We start from the raw sequence: 17,800 nt of genomic DNA on the forward strand, positions 1-17,800 counted from the left end.
GGACGACCGTAAATTTCGAATTTCATTACATTTACAGAATACACAATGCATATTGCCATTATCGGTGCTGGAGTAAGTGGCTTACTCAGCGCACTTGAACTTATTGAACAAGGCTGTACAGTCACCCTATTCGATCAACAACATGCTGGGCAAGCGGCTTCTTGGGCAGGCGGTGGTATTCTTTCGCCAATGTACCCTTGGCGGTACCCTCGAGAAGTCAATCATCTGGCCCAATATGGCAAGCAACTTTATCAAGATTGGAATAAAAAGCTGCTTCCTCAAACAGGCATAGATTTCCAGATTCATGAAACTGGCATGTTGATTTTCGATGAAGCCGATTTTGAGATTGGACTCAATTACAAAGACCAATACCAAGAACCCATGCAGCATTGTGAATACCTAACCAGAGAAAAACTCAAACAAGTCAATCCCCAGATTTCAGAACAATTTCAACACGCGATCTACTTTCCTCAATTGGCCAATGTACGAAATCCTCGGCTACTCAAATCACTGGTCAGCTATTTAAAGCAACATCCTTTGGTTGAAATTCGAGAAAACACATGGATCGAGAAATTTAATATTCAAAATCAAAAGATTCAATCTGTTCAAACCACAAATGGTCAACATTTTTCAGCGGATCATTTTGTAATTGCGACAGGTGCTTGGTCGAATTGTTGGAGTGAGCAATTACAGGTATCAATTCCTGTTGAACCTGTTCAGGGACAAATGATGTTGTTTAAATCTCCTGAAAACTGGCTGCCCACCATGTGCATGAACAACGTCATGTATCTGATTCCACGCACAGATGGACATATCGTTTGCGGTTCAAGCATGAACCATCTTGGTTTTGACCATCGCCCAAGCATTACAGTTCAACAAAACATTTATAAAGCGTGTATTGAAATGGTGCCTGAATTGGCTAATTTTCCAATTGTGAAGCAATGGGCGGGTCTACGTCCAAGCTCGCCCACAGGCATTCCCTATATTGGAAAAATGCCTGATTTAAATAATTTATGGGCAAACTTTGGACATTATCGCAATGGTTTATGTATGGGACCAGCTTCAGCACGATTACTCAGACAATTGATTTTAAAACAGCAAACATTGGTCGATGCCAAAGCCTATTCAACTGAACGGTTGAAGCTCAGTGAAGGAGCTTGAGCGATCCTTTAATATGCCAGAAAATAGTTTTCAAATTGTGTGAGAACGATAATTTATATTTTTCTCCAGTCTGAATAGTGCATTTACCAATAGTTTTCAACAGCAATATTGCCTTCACCACGGCGATTCATGGTTAAACCACGGGCTTTAAGCGCCGCTTTGGTATCATCCACCATTTGTGGATTACCACACAGCATCACATGTGTGCTTTCTACATTGAATTGTAAGTCTGCGGCTTTTTCCAACGCACCATTTTCAATCAAAATGGGTAAACGATCATGTAAAGCAGCATGTGGATCACGGGTGATAACCGGAATAAATTTGAATCCGTCATGCCCTTCACCAAATTGTTCGGCGATCTCATGGATACGATCAACATAGGCCAATTCAGATGCTGTTCTTACGCTATAGACCAAATTGATTTTTTGGTATTTTGACCATGTTTCGAAGTCTTGTAACATCGAAATAAATGGGGCCAGTCCCGTACCAGTAGCCAGTAGCCACAAGTCTTGCGGAAGGGGCAATTGATAGCGGGCCAAAGTTAAGAATCCATAGGGAATTTTTTCCAAATACAGTTCATCACCCACTTTGAGATGCTTTAAATTTGATGTGAATGCACCATCAGGCACAACAATTGAAAAAAACTCCAGTGTTTCATCAAACGGTGAAGAAACCACGGAATATGCCCTGATCACTAAATCATCACCGACTTTTAAACCGATTCGAGCAAATTGCCCTGCGGTGAATTTAAAATGAGCGGGTCGAGTCATGGTGAAACTGAAAAGCGTATTCGTCCAACGATGAACAGATAAGACCTTTTCTATGCTAAATTTTTCAATTGACATAATTTCTTCGTGGCATGAAACATGGTCCTCATGGTAGCATGACTATATAATGTATGAATATTAAAATGTTAAGGCTCTACTTATGCGAATGACTTTACGCCAATTGGCGGTGTTTGTTGCTGTCGCTCAGGAAGGTACTGTAACCAAAGCCAGTGATGCAGTTCGGTTAACTCAAAGTGCAGCAAGTATGGCTTTGGCAGACTTAGAGGATGGTTTGGGTGCTCCTCTGTTTGACCGTTTAGGCAAACGATTACAATTAAATGATTTGGGACGATTTCTATTGCCTCAAGCCCTCGAAATTTTAGGTCGCTGTGAAGCTTTTGAACAAGCAGCCAAAGGTGAATTACAAAGCATTGACTTACGTATCGGGGCAACACTGACCATTAGTGATTACTTGATGCCCGATTTAATGGCTGATTTTCTACAAATTCAACCTCAGGCCCATTTACAGCTTCAGGTCGGCAATACGCGTCAAATGATTGAAGCGGTCAATCAATTTCAGCTTGATCTCGCTTTAATTGAAGGCTCATGCTTCTTACCTCAGTTACAGTGTATACATTGGCGTGATGATGAGCTTGCGGTATGTTGTTCACCTAGTCATCCCCTGGCTAACCTGCATCGTGATCTAAGACAATCTGACTTTCAGCATGTTGAATGGATTTTACGTGAAGAAGGTTCTGGAACACGTGAAGTATTTGACAATGCGATTCTTAAAGATCTTGAAGATGCCAATATCCGCTTAACTCTGGGGCATAATGAAGCTATTTTGAAGATTGTGGCGGGGGGATTGGGCATGTCATGTATCTCCAAATTGGCCATTCAACCTTTACTGGATAAAGGTCAATTGGTGATTCTAAATACTCCTTTCTGGCAACTGACTCGTCCATTGTTCATGTTGGTACACCGTCAAAAGTATCAAGGTCCTGGTTTAAGGGCATTCATGAAATTTTGTGAAAAAAAATAAATTTAAAGCTCCACGTGGAGCTTTTATTTTGCTTTTTGAATGGCTTAGTGACCAAACTGCCGCTCACATGGTATCCCGTCATGATCACCATCCATTTGAGTATTTGGACAGTTTCGAATAAAAAACACTGCTTCTTCATAGGAACTCATCTGGCTACAATGGGTTCTTCCATCACAGCGGTAAGGCGAGGGATGCGTGGAGGCGACCTTAACACTGTTCGGCGAAATGGCTGAGGTTGGCGCACTGTGTAAATGCAATGAATCACTTTTGCCATTTAAAGTATTTTCGGATTTTTCACTAAATTTAACAGTTTTGACATGACCAATGTCCTTACGTTGCTGTTCGATGACTTGTTTCTGCTGCTGTTCAAACAGTGCAAATTTTGCGTGTTGCTCGTCTTGGTAACTTTGATATTGGGTCCAAGCTGCAAAACTGAAATAAACAAATCCGAAAACCATCACCAAAATAACGATCGAAACAAATCCGAATTTTCTCCCCTCATTTTGGCTTCGCCTTAAAATATTTTTTTGCTTATCAATATCGACCTTTTTATTTTTTAAATCATTACTCATCGCTACATCCAAACGAATCATTTGATGAGCTTTAAACGTACCTTTATCATTGACCACAACGTATTTTATAGTTTCACCTTTTTTTGGCTGTCCCCCTTCTTTAGGAAAATCGACAATATAAAACGCCACGGTTTGCGCAGAGTGATGATCCAATAATAGCCCGTATCCTTTATCATCATGATACTCAATGATTTGCCCCAAATAAAACATAGCATTTCTCTTATAAATACTTATGAATCACAATATATTTTACTCATTTCAGAGACTTAGCGCGAGTAAGCCTCACGTTTCTGCTGTTTAATTGCATCTTTTTGTTGCTGTTGATATTGTTGTAACTTCATTGCACTTTCAATCTTGTACTGCTTGTAACGATCCATGGCATACATCACACAATTTACACCGATAAATAAAACAATGCCGATAATCACAATCCATGGATTCAAACGTATAACCGCTTCAGAAGCCGTTTTCTTCTTCGGCTGTGTACGTTTAGCATATAAGAATTGAATTTTGATGTTTTGATAGAATCGTTGCAAGCCATTCAAACCAATATGCTGTTGCAGTACTTTCTGATCAGTCAAATGACTCATACCCACTGTTTCGGATGTAATCGCCATAGGTAGATCTGCATCGATATCTGATTTTGGCTGCTGCTCTATTACTTGATGTTGCTCTATTGGCTGTTGTTGATCATGATTTTCATTTCTTTCAGGCATTTGATTAACATATGTAAAATCAAGCAAACCAACACGTTTCGCCTTTTGGACGGGCTGTTCCTTCTGAGTGACTTGAAAGGTATTAAATGATTCAACATTGCAATAATTCTCAACAGCGTCTAATTCATTTAGATTTTGCTTATTCTTTGTGAGTTCAATCTCTTCTGTTAAAGGCAGGTTTGGAAATACTGCCGTCGCCGCATTTGGCTGAATATCTTTAACATGAACAGGTGCGGTAATTTCTTGAGCTGATTGCCTAGGATTAATCCGCTCGAACTTCTCATTCTGTAGGGATGCTGATTGCGTTTGAATAATTTCATAGGCAAACTGTGATTGCAGTGCTGTTGCAGTGTTTTGTTCAGAGTGTCTGGCGATTGGGGAATAGCAATCATCTTCTGCGATCAGACGTCTTTTTTTATGTGCCTTTCGGGCTTTTCTTAAATTTTCATAGACATTTTCTTCATATAAATGCAGAACGGGTAAAGATCGGGTTGGGTCAGTAACATAGTTTTTATGATCCAGACGTACAATAAATTTAGCTAAAACTTCTCCATTCTGTTCAAGCACAACACACTTGATCCGCTCTCCAAGTTGTGGGAGAACAGTCTGGTTTGAAAAATCTTCTAATTTAAAAACAACTTGTTGATGATCGTTTTTTAATTCTATTAAACCCTTAGCAGATTTTTCATCATAGAAAATAACTATCCCCTTACGAAACATTTTTTTCTCATTTATTAGAATAAAAAAAGGAGGCCCCTATCGCCTCCTTTGATCATACTAAATTTTAATCTTTTTGCACACTACCAAAAATTTTATCACCCGCATCGCCTAAGCCTGGTACGATGTAGCCATTTTCATTGAGACCTTGATCGATGGATGCAGTGAAAATCGTGACATCAGGATGTGCTTCTTCAACACGTTTAATTCCTTCAGGTGCCGCAACCAATACCATCACACGAATATCTTTACAGCCACTGGCTTTTAATACATCAATTGCAGCAACCAGAGACGACCCTGTTGCCAACATTGGATCAATGATCATTGCCAAACGGTTCTGAACATCTGGAACTAATTTTTTATAATAGGTACGCGCTTGCAAAGTCTCTTCATCACGCTCAAGACCTAATACTGAAACTTTAGCACTTGGAATAAGATTTAAAAAACCCTCCAACATGCCAATACCAGCACGTAAAATCGGCACAACCGTAATTTTTTTACCCGCGATGCGGTCTACACTTACTTTGCCGTTCCAGCCATCAATCTCATGATCACATACGGGTAAATCTTTAGTCGCTTCATAAGTCAAAAGCATAGTCACTTCCTGAGCAAGCTCACGAAAGTTCTTGGTACTTATATCAGCACGGCGTAACAGACCAAGTTTATGACGGATAAGCGGATGACGGATTTCTTGAATTGACACAGGAGATTACCTAAAAGGATAAAAGTAAATTTCAGCTATTATAAATGTTTTTCATATAAGAGATAAGAAAAGCCCTCAACAAATGAGGGCTTTTTTTGTTAATAACTGACTTTCATCAGATTATTGCAAAATGATATGCAAAGGAGCAACGATTTGAGCACCATGCGCCAAAGCGATAATCGGATCTGGATAAATACCAAATACCAGTACCAACAAGGCAGCAAGAAGCACCATAATACCGCCTGCTTTTTGTCCCCAATGCTTATCTGCATCAATACGTGGTGTATCAGGTGGTGTCATATACAGAACGATCATGACACGTAGGTAGTAATACAGACCAATACCACTACCAATGATGATCATTGCCGCATAGAACCAGTGTTGTTGAGACACTGTAGTCATCACCAACATGAACTTACCGATGAAACCGGCAGTCAAAGGAATACCTGCTAGAGATAACATCATGACTGTCAAAGTTGCAGTCAGTACAGGGCGACGCCAGAACAAACCACGGTAATCCGCCAGTGACTCTGCTTCATCAACATTATTGTATGGACTGGACATCAAGGCAACGACACCGAAAGCACCAATGGTTGTAATCACATAAGTAAATACATATACACCAATAGATGTCAGGCTAAGGAATGAAGCACTCACTAAACCAAGAAGCAGATAACCAAAATGAGCGATCGATGAATACGCTAAAATACGCTTCAAGTTCACTTGACGTACTGCAAGTAAGTTACCTGCAAGGATTGAAAGAACGGCAATAACGACAATTACCGTTTGAATCGATTCAATGCCAATAACGCCTGAAGATAATAAATAGCGTACCAGCAATCCGATCATTGCAATTTTTGAAACAGTTGCAAGGAACGTCGCAATAGGTGCAGGCGCACCTTGATAAACATCTGGTGTCCATTTATGGAATGGCGCAAGAGAAAGTTTAAATGCAACAGCAGCAATTATCAGACCTAAACCAATAATAACCATTGGTGTTTCGATCAGTTGGTGATATTGCCCTAATGCCGACTGGATTGCCATAATCAGTTCTGGATTCTGAGTTTTAGTCAATTTCCAGAACAGATCATCAATTTGACCTGCAAATGAAAGAGAACCGACTGCTGAATAGACATAAGCCATTCCCATCAGCAACATAGCAGACGCTGTCGCAGAAAGTACAAGATACTTTACACCTGCTTCGAGCGATTTACCACGTTGATAGGTATATGCCAATAAGCCATATACAGGAATTGACATCAATTCAAGGCTGATAAAGAACGATGCAAAATGAGAACTTGCGACCATCAGCATTGCACCGGAAACTGAAATCAGCATCAGCAGGTACAATTCTTCACGGTTGTCTTTATAGGTTTCAATATAGGCATGGGACAATGTACAGCATGCCAATGCTGCAATTAAAATCATCACTTGATAGAACAATGTAAATGGATCAACCATAAACATGTTCATTACAGGTGCAGGGACAAATGCCTTGCCGAACAAAGTAAATAATATATTTGCCAAAGCAAGGTTTAAACCAATCACCGAAACCGTTGCGATCAGATTGTGATTACGTTTAATCGCAATCAGAATCATCACCACAACCGCTGTCAATGCAACAATAAAAACTGGTGCTAAAGGCATGAGATCCGAAAATGACATAGTGAAGTTCATGACTATTGGATCTCCACATTTTGTTGAGATACAACTTGCTGAGTTGTATCGACAATTTCTTGAACTGGAATATAGCTATTTGCTAACCACGCCATACTTGAGTTTGAAATATCAAGGAATGTTTGTGGATGAACACCTAACCAAAGTAAGCCGAGTGCGCACACCAATAAGATCACAGTTTCACGTGTATTCAAATCTTTTAACGGACTTTCATAATGTGGTTTCTGTGCTTCATTTGGTGTACCGAACAATGCTTTATGAATCAGGATCAGACCATAAAGACCTGCAAAAACTAGGCTAATCGCAGCAATAATTGTAAATGTTGGGAACTTCGCAAATGAACCCATAAGGATCAGGAATTCACCGATAAAGTTACCTAGACCAGGAATACCTACAAGCGCAGATACAAAGAACATCAAGAAGAATGGTAAATATTGGAACTGACCACGGATACCGCCCATCAAACGTAAATCACGAGTATGCAAGCGTTCATAAACCTGACCGCACATAATGAACAATGCAGCAGATGACAAGCCATGTGCCAACATCATGATCATTAAGCCCTGGAATGTCAGGATATTACCAGCATAAAGTGCAAGTAATACGAAGCCCATATGAGAGATAGACGTATACGCCAACAAACGTTTCATATCTGTTTGCTGGAAAGCACACCAAGCACCGTAGAAAATACCAATCAAACCGAAAATAATTGCAATATCAGCAAACTGTGCAGATGCTGCTGGGAAGAAAGGCATTACAAAACGAAGTAACCCGTATGCAGCAGTTTTAATCAGAATACCCGCTAGGTCTACAGAACCCGCTGTCGGAGCTTGCGCATGGGCATCTGGCAACCAACCATGCAATGGAAAGACCGGAAGTTTCACGGCAAAACCGATAAACAAACAGATCATCAATGCATAAGCATACCCAGCTGTGCGAGGATCAGCATCCAATGCATTGGCAACACCCATCAAGTGAGTATAACCAAATTCAATTCGACCATCCGCGCTATAACCAATGATCACCAGCCCCAATATGCCAACAAGCATGATGAGACCTGCAACTTGGGTATAAATAAAGAACTTGGTTGCTGCATAAACACGTGATTTGCCATCTGCACCTTTATGACCCCAAAGCGCGATCAAGAAGTAGATAGGAACCAGCATCATCTCCCAGAAGAAGAAGAACAAGAACATATCAATTGCAAGGAAAACCCCGATTACGCCGCCCAATGACCATAAAAGGTTTAGGTGGAAGAAACCAACGTTCTTTTGGATTTCGCCCCATGAACAGCCTACAGCAAGTACACCAAGTAATGCTGTTAAACCGACCATAAGAAGCGAAAGACCATCGACTGCCAAGTGAATGTTAATGCCCAGTGTTTTAATCCAAGGAACATAGAACTCAGCAGCCCAGGTTGGCGCTTTCGCGCCTAAGGCATAATCATATCCACCTTGTTTCCACAATATGAAGGTCAAGCCCAACGTAATGAGCATACCCACCAATGCGATATAACGAGGTAAATGTTTATCCAGTTTGTCGACTAACCAACACGCGAAGCCTGCAATAAAAGGTACAAGAATCAGTGCGGGTAAAATCCAATTGTTTGTGATTTCCATCTTATTTCCCCACTACCTGAATCACGATCAAGATCATCAGCAATACCACTACACCGAGTGACATACTTGATGCATATTCACGTAATGAACCTGTTTGACGGGTACTTGTAAATTTATTACCACCTTTCACGATTGCGGGTAATACAAGCCACAAGCCATCAATTGGATCACGACCTAAGATTTTCGCAATAAGCAAATAAGGTTGAACGAATACAAGGTTGTATAAAGAATCGAAACCAAATGCATTGCGGCAAATATTCGCAAGTCCGGCACCAAATGAAGTGGCAGCAAAACCTTTAACTGCTTTATAAGCAAATGCAAATAATACGACACCCACTGCTAATCCAGCCAATGCAATACCAACAGCGAGATGTTCTGCACCATGCATGCCTTCTTCGACTGCTTGTGATACTTCAAATGCAGGAATATGAGCCGCATTTAAAACATTCATGACTGGCGCTTTTAAGAAATAAGCCAAACCAGTTGAAAGAACAGCCAAGATACCTAAAGGCGCCCAATAAGTCGCACCTTTGATTTCGTGATAATGCGTTTTTTCTTCGCCGAAGAATACCACCCAGATTAAACGGAAAGTATAAATCGAAGTCAGGAATGCACCCGCAACACCGACCCAATACAATGAACCATACAATGCTACAGATTGACCTTGTGCCCAAACAGCGCCCAAGATTGCATCCTTAGAGAAGAAGCCGATCGTAATAAATGGAATTGCAGCAAGTGCACCGCCACCAATTGCGAAGCAAGCGAATAAGAATTTGTTTTTGTAGAACAAGCCACCCATTTTAAAGATGTTTTGCTCATGATGGTAAGCCAGAATCACCGCACCAGAAGACAAGAATAAGAGTGCCTTGAAGAATGCATGTGAAAGCATATGGAACAAACCTGCTTGATATGCTTCAGCACCTACAGCCATAAACATATAACCCAACTGACTCATTGTTGAGTAAGCCAAGATACGTTTGATGTCTGTTTGTACCAATGCAGCAAAACCTGCAACCAATAATGTCACTGCACCAGTAATCGAAATGAACTGCATCACTTCTGGTGTCATTTCAAACACTGAGAACATACGGCAGCACAGGTAAACACCTGCGGTCACCATCGTTGCAGCATGGATCAATGCAGATACTGGTGTAGGACCAGCCATTGCATCTGCCAACCATGTTTGTAATGGAATTTGCGCAGATTTACCCGCAGCACCCAAGAACAACATCAATGAAGTCCAAAGCGCAAGGTTATGATCAAGCGCTAAAACTTGTGAAGCATTGGCGACAATTGTTCCAATATGCAAGGTACCAAACTGTTGGTAAAGCAAGAACAATGCGATGAGTAAGAACACATCCCCCACACGGGTTACTGTAAATGCTTTGATTGCAGCAAAACCGTTTGCAGGGTTTTGATAGTAATAACCAATCAATAGGTAAGAACACAGACCTACGCCTTCCCAACCCAAGAATAACAACGCGAGGTTGTCACCCAATACCAACACCAACATGCTGGCAACAAACAGGTTGAAATATGAGAAGAATCGAGCGAAGTCTTCTTCTCCACGCATATACCAGGTTGCAAAGATGTGGATCAAGAAACCTACACCCGTGATCATGCCCATCATCAATAATGATAGACCATCAAGATGCAGACTTACGCCTGGCGCAAAACCGCCAACATTAAACCAAGTCCACAAATGCTGTGCTTGAGCAACTGAACCCTGTTTTACAAAGTCCATGCCTGCAATCAATGCAAATAATGCAGAGAGTCCAACAGAACCTGCACCAATAATGGCTGCTACATTTTCAGGAAGTTTATTACGTCCTGCCGCTAAAAGGACAAAACCAATGAGCGGAAATAAAATAGTTAAATATAAATAGCTCATCCGCGCATCTCACTAGCAGCATCTACATCCAGATGATGGAAGCGATGGTAGAACTGAAGGACGATCGCAAGACCGATACACGCCTCTGCCGCGGCAAGAGTAAGGATCAAAATAAACATAATTTGACCATCAGGTTGTGCCCATGCACTTCCTGCCACAACGAATGCCAATGCTGCTGCATTCATCATGATCTCAAGACTCATCAACATAAATAATAAATTACGTCGCACCATTACACCGTAAAAACCCAGTGCAAAAAGAATAGATGCAACGATCAAACCATGTTCTAAAGGAATGTTGCCCATTACTGTTTATCCTCTTCTGCACTTGGTTCACGTTTGCCTAAGTGGAATGCTGCAACCAGGGCTGCAAGCAATAACATTGCGGCAACTTCAACCAATAATAAATAGTGGGTAAAGAGTGCTTGACCAACAACTTTAGGACCAATGACTTGAGTTCCAAGTACAGCACCTTGCTGTACATGATCTGAACCCAAAACCCAAACCAAACACAAGCCCATTAAAAAGCTCATGAGTGCTGGGTAAGCCCAAGCATCTGAAGTCAACCATTTACGTTCTTGATCAACTGTATGTTGACCAAGATTGAGCATCATCACTACGAATACGAACAACACCATGATCGCACCGGCATAAACAATCACTTCAAGTGCAGCTGCAAATGGTGCACCAATCGTCAAGAACATTCCTGCAACGGCAAGTAATGAAACGATTAAACTTAATAAAGCATGTACAGGATTCGCGTTGGTTACAACACGAACCGTAGAAACAATGGCCACAAGAGCCATTAAATAAAATGGCCACATCATGGTAATAAGCTCCGTACATCTACAGGTGCGCTTTCACGCTGCGCCTGACCTTTTTCTTTACCGTCAATTGCCATACCAGTCACACGGTAGAAATTGTAGTCAGGATATTTACCAGGTCCTGAAATGAGTAAGTTTTCTTTCTCATATACAAGATCTTGACGTACGTATTCACCAAGCTCAAAGTCTGGAGTTAACTGAATTGCAGTTGTTGGACATGCTTCTTCACACATACCGCAGAAAATACAGCGTGAGAAGTTAATACGGAAGAACTCTGGATACCAACGTCCATCTTCTTTTTCAGCTTTCTGTAATGAAATACAGCCAACAGGACATGCAACCGCACATAAGTTACACGCAACACAACGCTCTTCACCGTCTGGGTCACGTGTTAGTACAATACGACCACGGTAACGTGGAGGTACGATTTGTTCGGCTGGAACTTCTGGATATAAAATCGTATCGCGTTTACGTGTGACATGGCTAAACACCATCCACAACGAACGAACAATTGATCCTACGCCAGCTAGAATTTTATACATTTTGTACTCCCTGCTGTCCTAGGCTTGATTCATCAGAATCACAGCACCAGTCACCAAAAGGTTGACCAATGCAAGTGGTAAACACACTTTCCAACCAAAATTCATCACTTGGTCATAACGTGGGCGCATTAAAGAACCACGAGCCAAGACAAACATCATCACAAAGAATGCTGTTTTCGCAATGAACCAGAACGCATCTGGAATGAATGGAATATTTAAATTAAAAGGTGCCAACCAACCGCCGAAGAATAAAGTCACGATCAGTGCTGAAATAAGAATGATGTTGACATATTCAGCAACGAAGAACATCCCCCATTTCATACCACCATACTCAACATGGTACCCCTCTGCCAACTCTTGCTCAGCTTCGGGTTGGTCAAATGGGTGACGATGTGTTACTGCAACACCAGCAACCACAAAGATCATGAAACCAATAAATTGTGGAACCACAAACCATACATCACGTTGTGCTTCTACGATTTCACGTAGGTTGAATGAACCGGCGATTGCAACAACCCCCATCAATGAAATCCCTAAGAAGACCTCATAAGAAATGGTTTGTGCTGCTGAACGCAGACCACCAAGCAATGCATATTTGTTGTTTGAAGCCCAACCACCAAATAACACGGCATAAACAGCGATACCTGCCATTGCCATAAAGAACAATAAGCCAATGCTCATATCTGCAACACCTAAATAAGGTGAAACAGGAATGACCATAAATGACAGTACCGCAGTTGCCATCGCAACTGCTGGCGCTAAACGGAAAGTCAGTTTATCAACGAACTTAGGTGTCCAGTCTTCTTTAAACATGATTTTCAACATGTCGGCAACGATCTGGAACATCCCGCCCGGACCTACACGGTTCGGACCGTAACGGTCTTGCCACAGACCGAGCAAACGACGTTCAATAAATGACATCAATGCTGCAAGCAGAACCACAACCAACAAAATCACAATGGCTTGGATGACTGAATAGGCAATCGGCCAGTCTTGTGCCCATGTCGGTAGGGCGCGTAAAGATTCATTCATGATTACACTCCTACCGTTACAGATACAGGTTCAGCAAGTGAAACGGTTGGTGCCTGTCCAACTGGATAACCGATATAACCTGTTGGTAAATACTCAATCACGTGCACAGGAAGACTGATTGTTGTCTCACCGGCCTGTACGGTCAGTTGTTGACCATCTTGTACATTCAAGCGTGCTGCATCCTGTTCACCTACTGCAAAAGCAGCTTCTGGAATACGTGACTCCATTGCCGGCGTTTTTACTGTAAATTCACCAGAAGCAAAAATATGATGCATTGGAACAAGACGGAAACTGTCTGGATTCGTTACAACAGCACTTGGCGCAACATAGCTCCGTGCAGGACGTTTGACTAAACGATCAAATAAACGAATACCAGAATCACCACCTTTCAGATGTCCACCCACTTCGTCTTGGTATTTATTCCAAGCTTGTGGAGAGTTCCAACCCGGTGCCCATGCAAACGGTACCAATGATGATGCGTTTTGTGGTCCAACATAACCTTCCATTGAGAATGTTAATGCGGTATCCACATCGACAGGTTGTTTCGGCTCATGTACGTTCAATGGCGCACGGATTGCCGTACGTCCTGAATAACGACGTGGTTCACGGGCAATTTTCAAACCATGAACACGATAGCCTGCATCAGGAGCAACATCTTGAATCGCTTCCAACGCTGGAACATTTTTCACGACAGATTCAATTACGTCATCCAACAAGGTCCATGAAATCGCTTTACCTTTGACACCCGTCTCAACGGCATGCAACCAACGCCATGATTCTTTAATGGCATATTCCGGTTTGTAGTAACTTGGATCATAAACTTGGTAGAAACGTTGTGCACGACCTTCTTGACTGACCACTGTACCATCGCCTTCAGCGAAACTCGCAGCAGAAAGAACCACATCTGCAGCATTAACAGTCTCGGTTTCAGAATGATCAAGAACAATGACGCTCTGCGCTTTTGCTAAAGCAGCTTGTACTTGCGTTGCTGGTAGACGGCGGAACAAGTCATTTTCAACGATAATGATTGAATCATAATCCTGTGCAAATGCTTGCTCTAAGCTTAAACCACCGAACAGTGCCAAGCCCATTGAGTTCACTTCAGGAACCGTCAATGTTAAACCGGCATTTTCACCTAAATTCTGTGCAACCTGCGCGGCAGCTTCCATAATGGCAGCGTCCTGCAAACTTGTTCCAGAGATGATCAATGGTTTTTTCGCTGCTTTCAATGTATCGGCAACAGTTTGAGCAAATGCTTTCGCATCGTCATCCAAACCAAGAATTGCATCACCTTTTACAGCAGCAGCAACAGCAAAACCTAAACGCGCAATATCGTTTGGAGAAGCAACAACTTCACCTGCCGCCACATCAGCTAAACGCGTTTGTGTAGCAGCCAAGATATAGATCGGAGAATTTTCATCCTGACCAATACGCTTAACAGGTTCAGCCAACCAATCTTGAGTACGTCGATCTGCCGCCATTTGCTTGGCTTTGTTTTTCGCAGCTTGGCGAACTGACAATGCCATACGCGGTGCTGTTTGAGTAAGGTCTTCACCTAAGATCAATACAGCATCATAGCTTTCAATCTCACGCATGCCCGGGTTATAAACACCCTCAGCCTGCATGATTGAAGCAGCCAACTCAACCAAGTTTTGCTCTTTTTGAGACATCCCTGTTGAGTAGTTTTGCTGACCAACCAACTCACGCAATGCATAATTTGATTCTAATGATGCGCGTGGTGAACCAATACCCAAGACTTTTTTGCCTTGAACATTTGCGATCACTGTATCGAGCGCCATATCTACAGAAACGGTTTCAACATCTGCGCCATTACGGAACTGTGGTTGACGAGGACGATCTTCACGGTTTACATAACCCGTACCAAAACGACCTTTGTCACACAGGAAGTATTGGTTAACTTCACCATTGAAACGGTTTTCTACACGACGCAATTCACCATAACGTTCCCCGGGTGAAATGTTACAGCCTGAAGAACAGCCTTGGCATACGCTTGGCGCATACTGCATGTCCCATTTACGGTTATAGCGTGCAGAATGTGTTTTATCGGTAAATACACCTGTTGGACAAACTTCAGTCAAGTTACCCGAGAATTCAGACTCTAGCGTTCCTGATTCCGGACGACCGAAGTAAACACGTGATGCATTGGCATAAACACCAAAATCTGTACCGCCCGCATAATCATTATAGTAACGAACACAACGATAGCATGCGATACAACGGTTCATCTCATGCGCAATGAAAGAACCCAACTCTTGGTTATGGTGTGTACGTTTGGTAAAGCGATAACGACGGCGGTCGTGTTGTGTCATCACAGTCATATCTTGAAGATGACAGTGACCACCCTCTTCACAGACGGGACAGTCGTGTGGATGGTTGGTCATCAAGAATTCCACGATAGACTCACGGAAATCTTTTGCTTCTTTGTCTTCAATCGAAATATAGGTATTGTCAGATGCAGGTGTCATACATGACATTACTAAGCGACCACGAGTATCTTCCGGATTCGCATATTGAGTAACAGCACATTGACGGCAAGAACCGACAGAACCTAAAGCTGGATGCCAACAAAAATATGGGATGTCGATGCCAAGACTCAAACATGCTTGCAGCAAGTTTTCCGAGCCATTGACTTCGTACGATTTTCCATCGACATGAATTGTAGCCATAGTCGAATTCCTTAAGCTTGTTCTACGTTGCTGGCTTGAGCGATCGGACTTTTTGTCACTTTAGCTTCAAACTCGCTACGGAAATGTTTGAGTGCGCCCATCAGTGGCTCCATCGCACCTGGTGCATGGGCACAGAAAGTTTTACCAATCCAAAGCTTACGGGTAAGCTCTTGTAAATGATCGATATCTTCCTGTTTACCTTCGCCAGACTCTAATGCTTTCAGTGCTTTAACAGCCCAAGGTAAACCATCACGGCAAGGTGTACACCAACCGCATGATTCGCGCGCAAAGAATTCTTCTAAGTTACGGGTTGCAGAAACCATACACTGAGTTTCATCAACCACCATCAACAAACATGTTCCTAGACGGGAACCTGCTTTCATAATGCTTTCTGAGTCCATTGGAAGATCAATGTGTTCAGCAGCCAAGAAGTCTGTTGATGCTCCACCTGGTAACCATGCTTTAAGTTTTAGACCATCACGCATACCGCCTGCATGTTCTTCAATCACTTCACGCGCAGTTGTACCAAACGGCAATTCCCATAGTCCAGGGAAAGTTACTTTACCTGACGCACCATAGATTTTTGTGCCTGGATCTTTAGATTTACCCGCAGACAAACCGATATACCACTCTGGACCACGCAACATGATTGCAGGCAAGTTGTTATAGGTTTCTACGTTGTTCACAATCGTAGGACGACCCCATGCCCCTGCAACTTGCGGGAATGGTGGTTTAGTACGCGGATTGGCACGGCGACCTTCAAGAGAGTTAATCAATGCAGTTTCTTCACCACAGATATAACGCCCTGCACCGGTATGCACATGCAACTCAAAGTTCCAACCTGTACCTAAGATGTTGTCACCCAAATAACCTTTAGCGCGAACTTGCTCTAAAGCTTCATTTAAGTATTGTGCCGCTTCGATGTACTCACCACGAATGAAGATATAGCCTTGGGTTGCTTCCAGGGTGTAACCTGCAATCAACATTCCTTCGATCAATTGGTGAGGAAGTTTTTCCATCAACAAACGGTCTTTGAAGGTACCCGGCTCCATCTCATCGGCATTACAGATCAGATAACGTGGACCACCATCATTCGGTGCCATCAATGACCATTTAATCCCTGCTGGGAAACCTGCACCACCACGGCCTTTTACAGTCGCGGCTTTAATCACTTCAAGCACATCTTTAGGTGGCATAGACAGTGCTTTCTTAAAGCCTGCATAACCTTCTAAAGCTTCATAGTCATCAGCACTACGAACAGATTCTTGCTTACTCAAACGCCATGTTAATGGGTGAGTTTCAGGATTTCCGTCGCCATAAATTGGTTTTGGTTCGGTATTCATACATACTTCTCCAATAACTGTTTCACAGAAGTCACTTCAACCAAACCGTGAGTATCTTCATCAATCATTAGGGTTGGACCTTTGTCACAGTTCCCTAAACAGCAGATAGGCAATAAGGTAAAACGACCATCAGCTGTCGTTTGACCAAATTGGATACCCAACTCACGTTGGAAAGCTTCTGCTAAAGTTTCCGCACCCATCAAGAAACAAGCAATCGAATCACATAATAAAATTACGTGGCGACCCACAGGTTGACGGTAAATACGGTTATAAAATGTTGCAACACCTTCCAAATCCGCAGTTGTAATTGTCAATAATTGAGCAATTGCATGTAACTGCGCATCATCCACCCAACCATTACGGCGTTGCACACACTTCAATGCATCTAAAGATGCTGCACGTGGGTACGGGTAGTGACCAATGTGATGTTCAATCTCATGGATTTCTTCGCTGGTCAAAATCCCTTCAACATTCACACGTGGTTTTTTATCAGTCAAAATCATCATAA

General features: G+C 42.3%; 16 protein-coding genes. 2 read left to right on the forward strand and 14 right to left on the reverse strand.

Annotated features, from left to right (window positions below; all coding sequences use genetic code 11):
* Positions 1–45: 45 nt before the first annotated feature.
* The gene (thiO, locus tag IMO47_RS19165) at positions 46–1,161 is read left to right on the forward strand and encodes a glycine oxidase ThiO (protein ID WP_196077627.1); all 1,116 of its coding nucleotides are present in this window, start codon (positions 46–48) and stop codon (positions 1,159–1,161) included.
* Positions 1,162–1,244: 83 nt separating this feature from the next.
* On the opposite strand, the gene IMO47_RS19170 is transcribed toward thiO, so the two are convergent.
* A complete protein-coding gene (locus tag IMO47_RS19170) occupies positions 1,245–2,006 on the reverse strand; it encodes a ferredoxin--NADP reductase (protein ID WP_196077628.1) in 762 nt (253 codons plus the stop codon).
* 82 nt (positions 2,007–2,088) lie between these two features.
* On the opposite strand from IMO47_RS19170, the gene gigC reads away from it, so the two are divergent.
* A complete protein-coding gene (gene gigC / locus IMO47_RS19175) occupies positions 2,089–2,970 on the forward strand; it encodes a LysR family transcriptional regulator GigC (protein WP_196077629.1) in 882 nt (293 codons plus the stop codon).
* A gap of 44 nt (positions 2,971–3,014) precedes the next feature.
* Here gigC and IMO47_RS19180 read toward each other — a convergent pair whose 3' ends face one another.
* The 13 genes from IMO47_RS19180 to nuoE form a co-directional block, all read right to left on the reverse strand.
* Positions 3,015–3,752, reverse strand: a complete 738-nt coding sequence (locus tag IMO47_RS19180; RefSeq protein WP_196077630.1) for an excalibur calcium-binding domain-containing protein — start codon at positions 3,750–3,752, stop codon at positions 3,015–3,017.
* A gap of 56 nt (positions 3,753–3,808) precedes the next feature.
* Positions 3,809–4,978, reverse strand: a complete 1,170-nt coding sequence (locus IMO47_RS19185; RefSeq protein WP_196077631.1) for a hypothetical protein — start codon at positions 4,976–4,978, stop codon at positions 3,809–3,811.
* 64 nt (positions 4,979–5,042) lie between these two features.
* Positions 5,043–5,678, reverse strand: coding sequence for a uracil phosphoribosyltransferase (upp, locus tag IMO47_RS19190; protein ID WP_196077632.1), 636 nt, complete (start codon positions 5,676–5,678; stop codon positions 5,043–5,045).
* 120 nt (positions 5,679–5,798) lie between these two features.
* Entirely contained in the window at positions 5,799–7,355 is a 1,557-nt protein-coding gene (nuoN, locus tag IMO47_RS19195; protein ID WP_196077633.1) for an NADH-quinone oxidoreductase subunit NuoN, read from the reverse strand.
* Positions 7,356–7,357: 2 nt separating this feature from the next.
* The gene (gene nuoM, locus IMO47_RS19200; protein WP_196077642.1) at positions 7,358–8,968 is read right to left on the reverse strand and encodes an NADH-quinone oxidoreductase subunit M; all 1,611 of its coding nucleotides are present in this window, start codon (positions 8,966–8,968) and stop codon (positions 7,358–7,360) included.
* A 7-nt stretch (positions 8,969–8,975) separates the two neighbouring features.
* The gene (gene nuoL / locus IMO47_RS19205) at positions 8,976–10,865 is read right to left on the reverse strand and encodes an NADH-quinone oxidoreductase subunit L (protein ID WP_196077634.1); all 1,890 of its coding nucleotides are present in this window, start codon (positions 10,863–10,865) and stop codon (positions 8,976–8,978) included.
* Entirely contained in the window at positions 10,862–11,170 is a 309-nt protein-coding gene (nuoK, locus tag IMO47_RS19210) for an NADH-quinone oxidoreductase subunit NuoK (RefSeq protein WP_004827952.1), read from the reverse strand. Before nuoK ends, nuoL begins: the two co-directional genes overlap by 4 nt.
* Entirely contained in the window at positions 11,170–11,688 is a 519-nt protein-coding gene (gene nuoJ, locus IMO47_RS19215; protein WP_171066809.1) for an NADH-quinone oxidoreductase subunit J, read from the reverse strand. The genes nuoK and nuoJ overlap by 1 nt, the downstream gene beginning before the upstream one ends.
* On the reverse strand, positions 11,688–12,230 hold the full coding sequence (nuoI, locus tag IMO47_RS19220) for an NADH-quinone oxidoreductase subunit NuoI (RefSeq protein ID WP_196077635.1): 543 nt from the start codon (positions 12,228–12,230) through the stop codon (positions 11,688–11,690). The genes nuoJ and nuoI overlap by 1 nt, the downstream gene beginning before the upstream one ends.
* Before the next feature lie 18 nt (positions 12,231–12,248).
* Positions 12,249–13,262: an NADH-quinone oxidoreductase subunit NuoH gene (gene nuoH / locus IMO47_RS19225; RefSeq protein WP_004827946.1), complete on the reverse strand. Its 1,014-nt coding sequence runs from the start codon at positions 13,260–13,262 to the stop codon at positions 12,249–12,251.
* 2 nt (positions 13,263–13,264) lie between these two features.
* The gene (gene nuoG / locus IMO47_RS19230; RefSeq protein WP_196077636.1) at positions 13,265–15,949 is read right to left on the reverse strand and encodes an NADH-quinone oxidoreductase subunit NuoG; all 2,685 of its coding nucleotides are present in this window, start codon (positions 15,947–15,949) and stop codon (positions 13,265–13,267) included.
* Between the two features lie 11 nt (positions 15,950–15,960).
* Positions 15,961–17,292 carry an NADH-quinone oxidoreductase subunit NuoF gene (gene nuoF, locus IMO47_RS19235; RefSeq protein WP_196077637.1) on the reverse strand — a complete coding sequence of 444 codons (1,332 nt, stop codon included), beginning with the start codon at positions 17,290–17,292 and terminating at the stop codon, positions 15,961–15,963.
* The gene (gene nuoE / locus IMO47_RS19240) at positions 17,289–17,798 is read right to left on the reverse strand and encodes an NADH-quinone oxidoreductase subunit NuoE (protein ID WP_004827939.1); all 510 of its coding nucleotides are present in this window, start codon (positions 17,796–17,798) and stop codon (positions 17,289–17,291) included. Before nuoE ends, nuoF begins: the two co-directional genes overlap by 4 nt.
* Between the last annotated feature and the right edge of the window lie 2 nt (positions 17,799–17,800).

This window comes from Acinetobacter sp. Res13-Abat-PEC15-P4-01 (assembly GCF_015676285.1).
GTDB lineage: Bacteria > Pseudomonadota > Gammaproteobacteria > Pseudomonadales > Moraxellaceae > Acinetobacter > Acinetobacter nematophilus.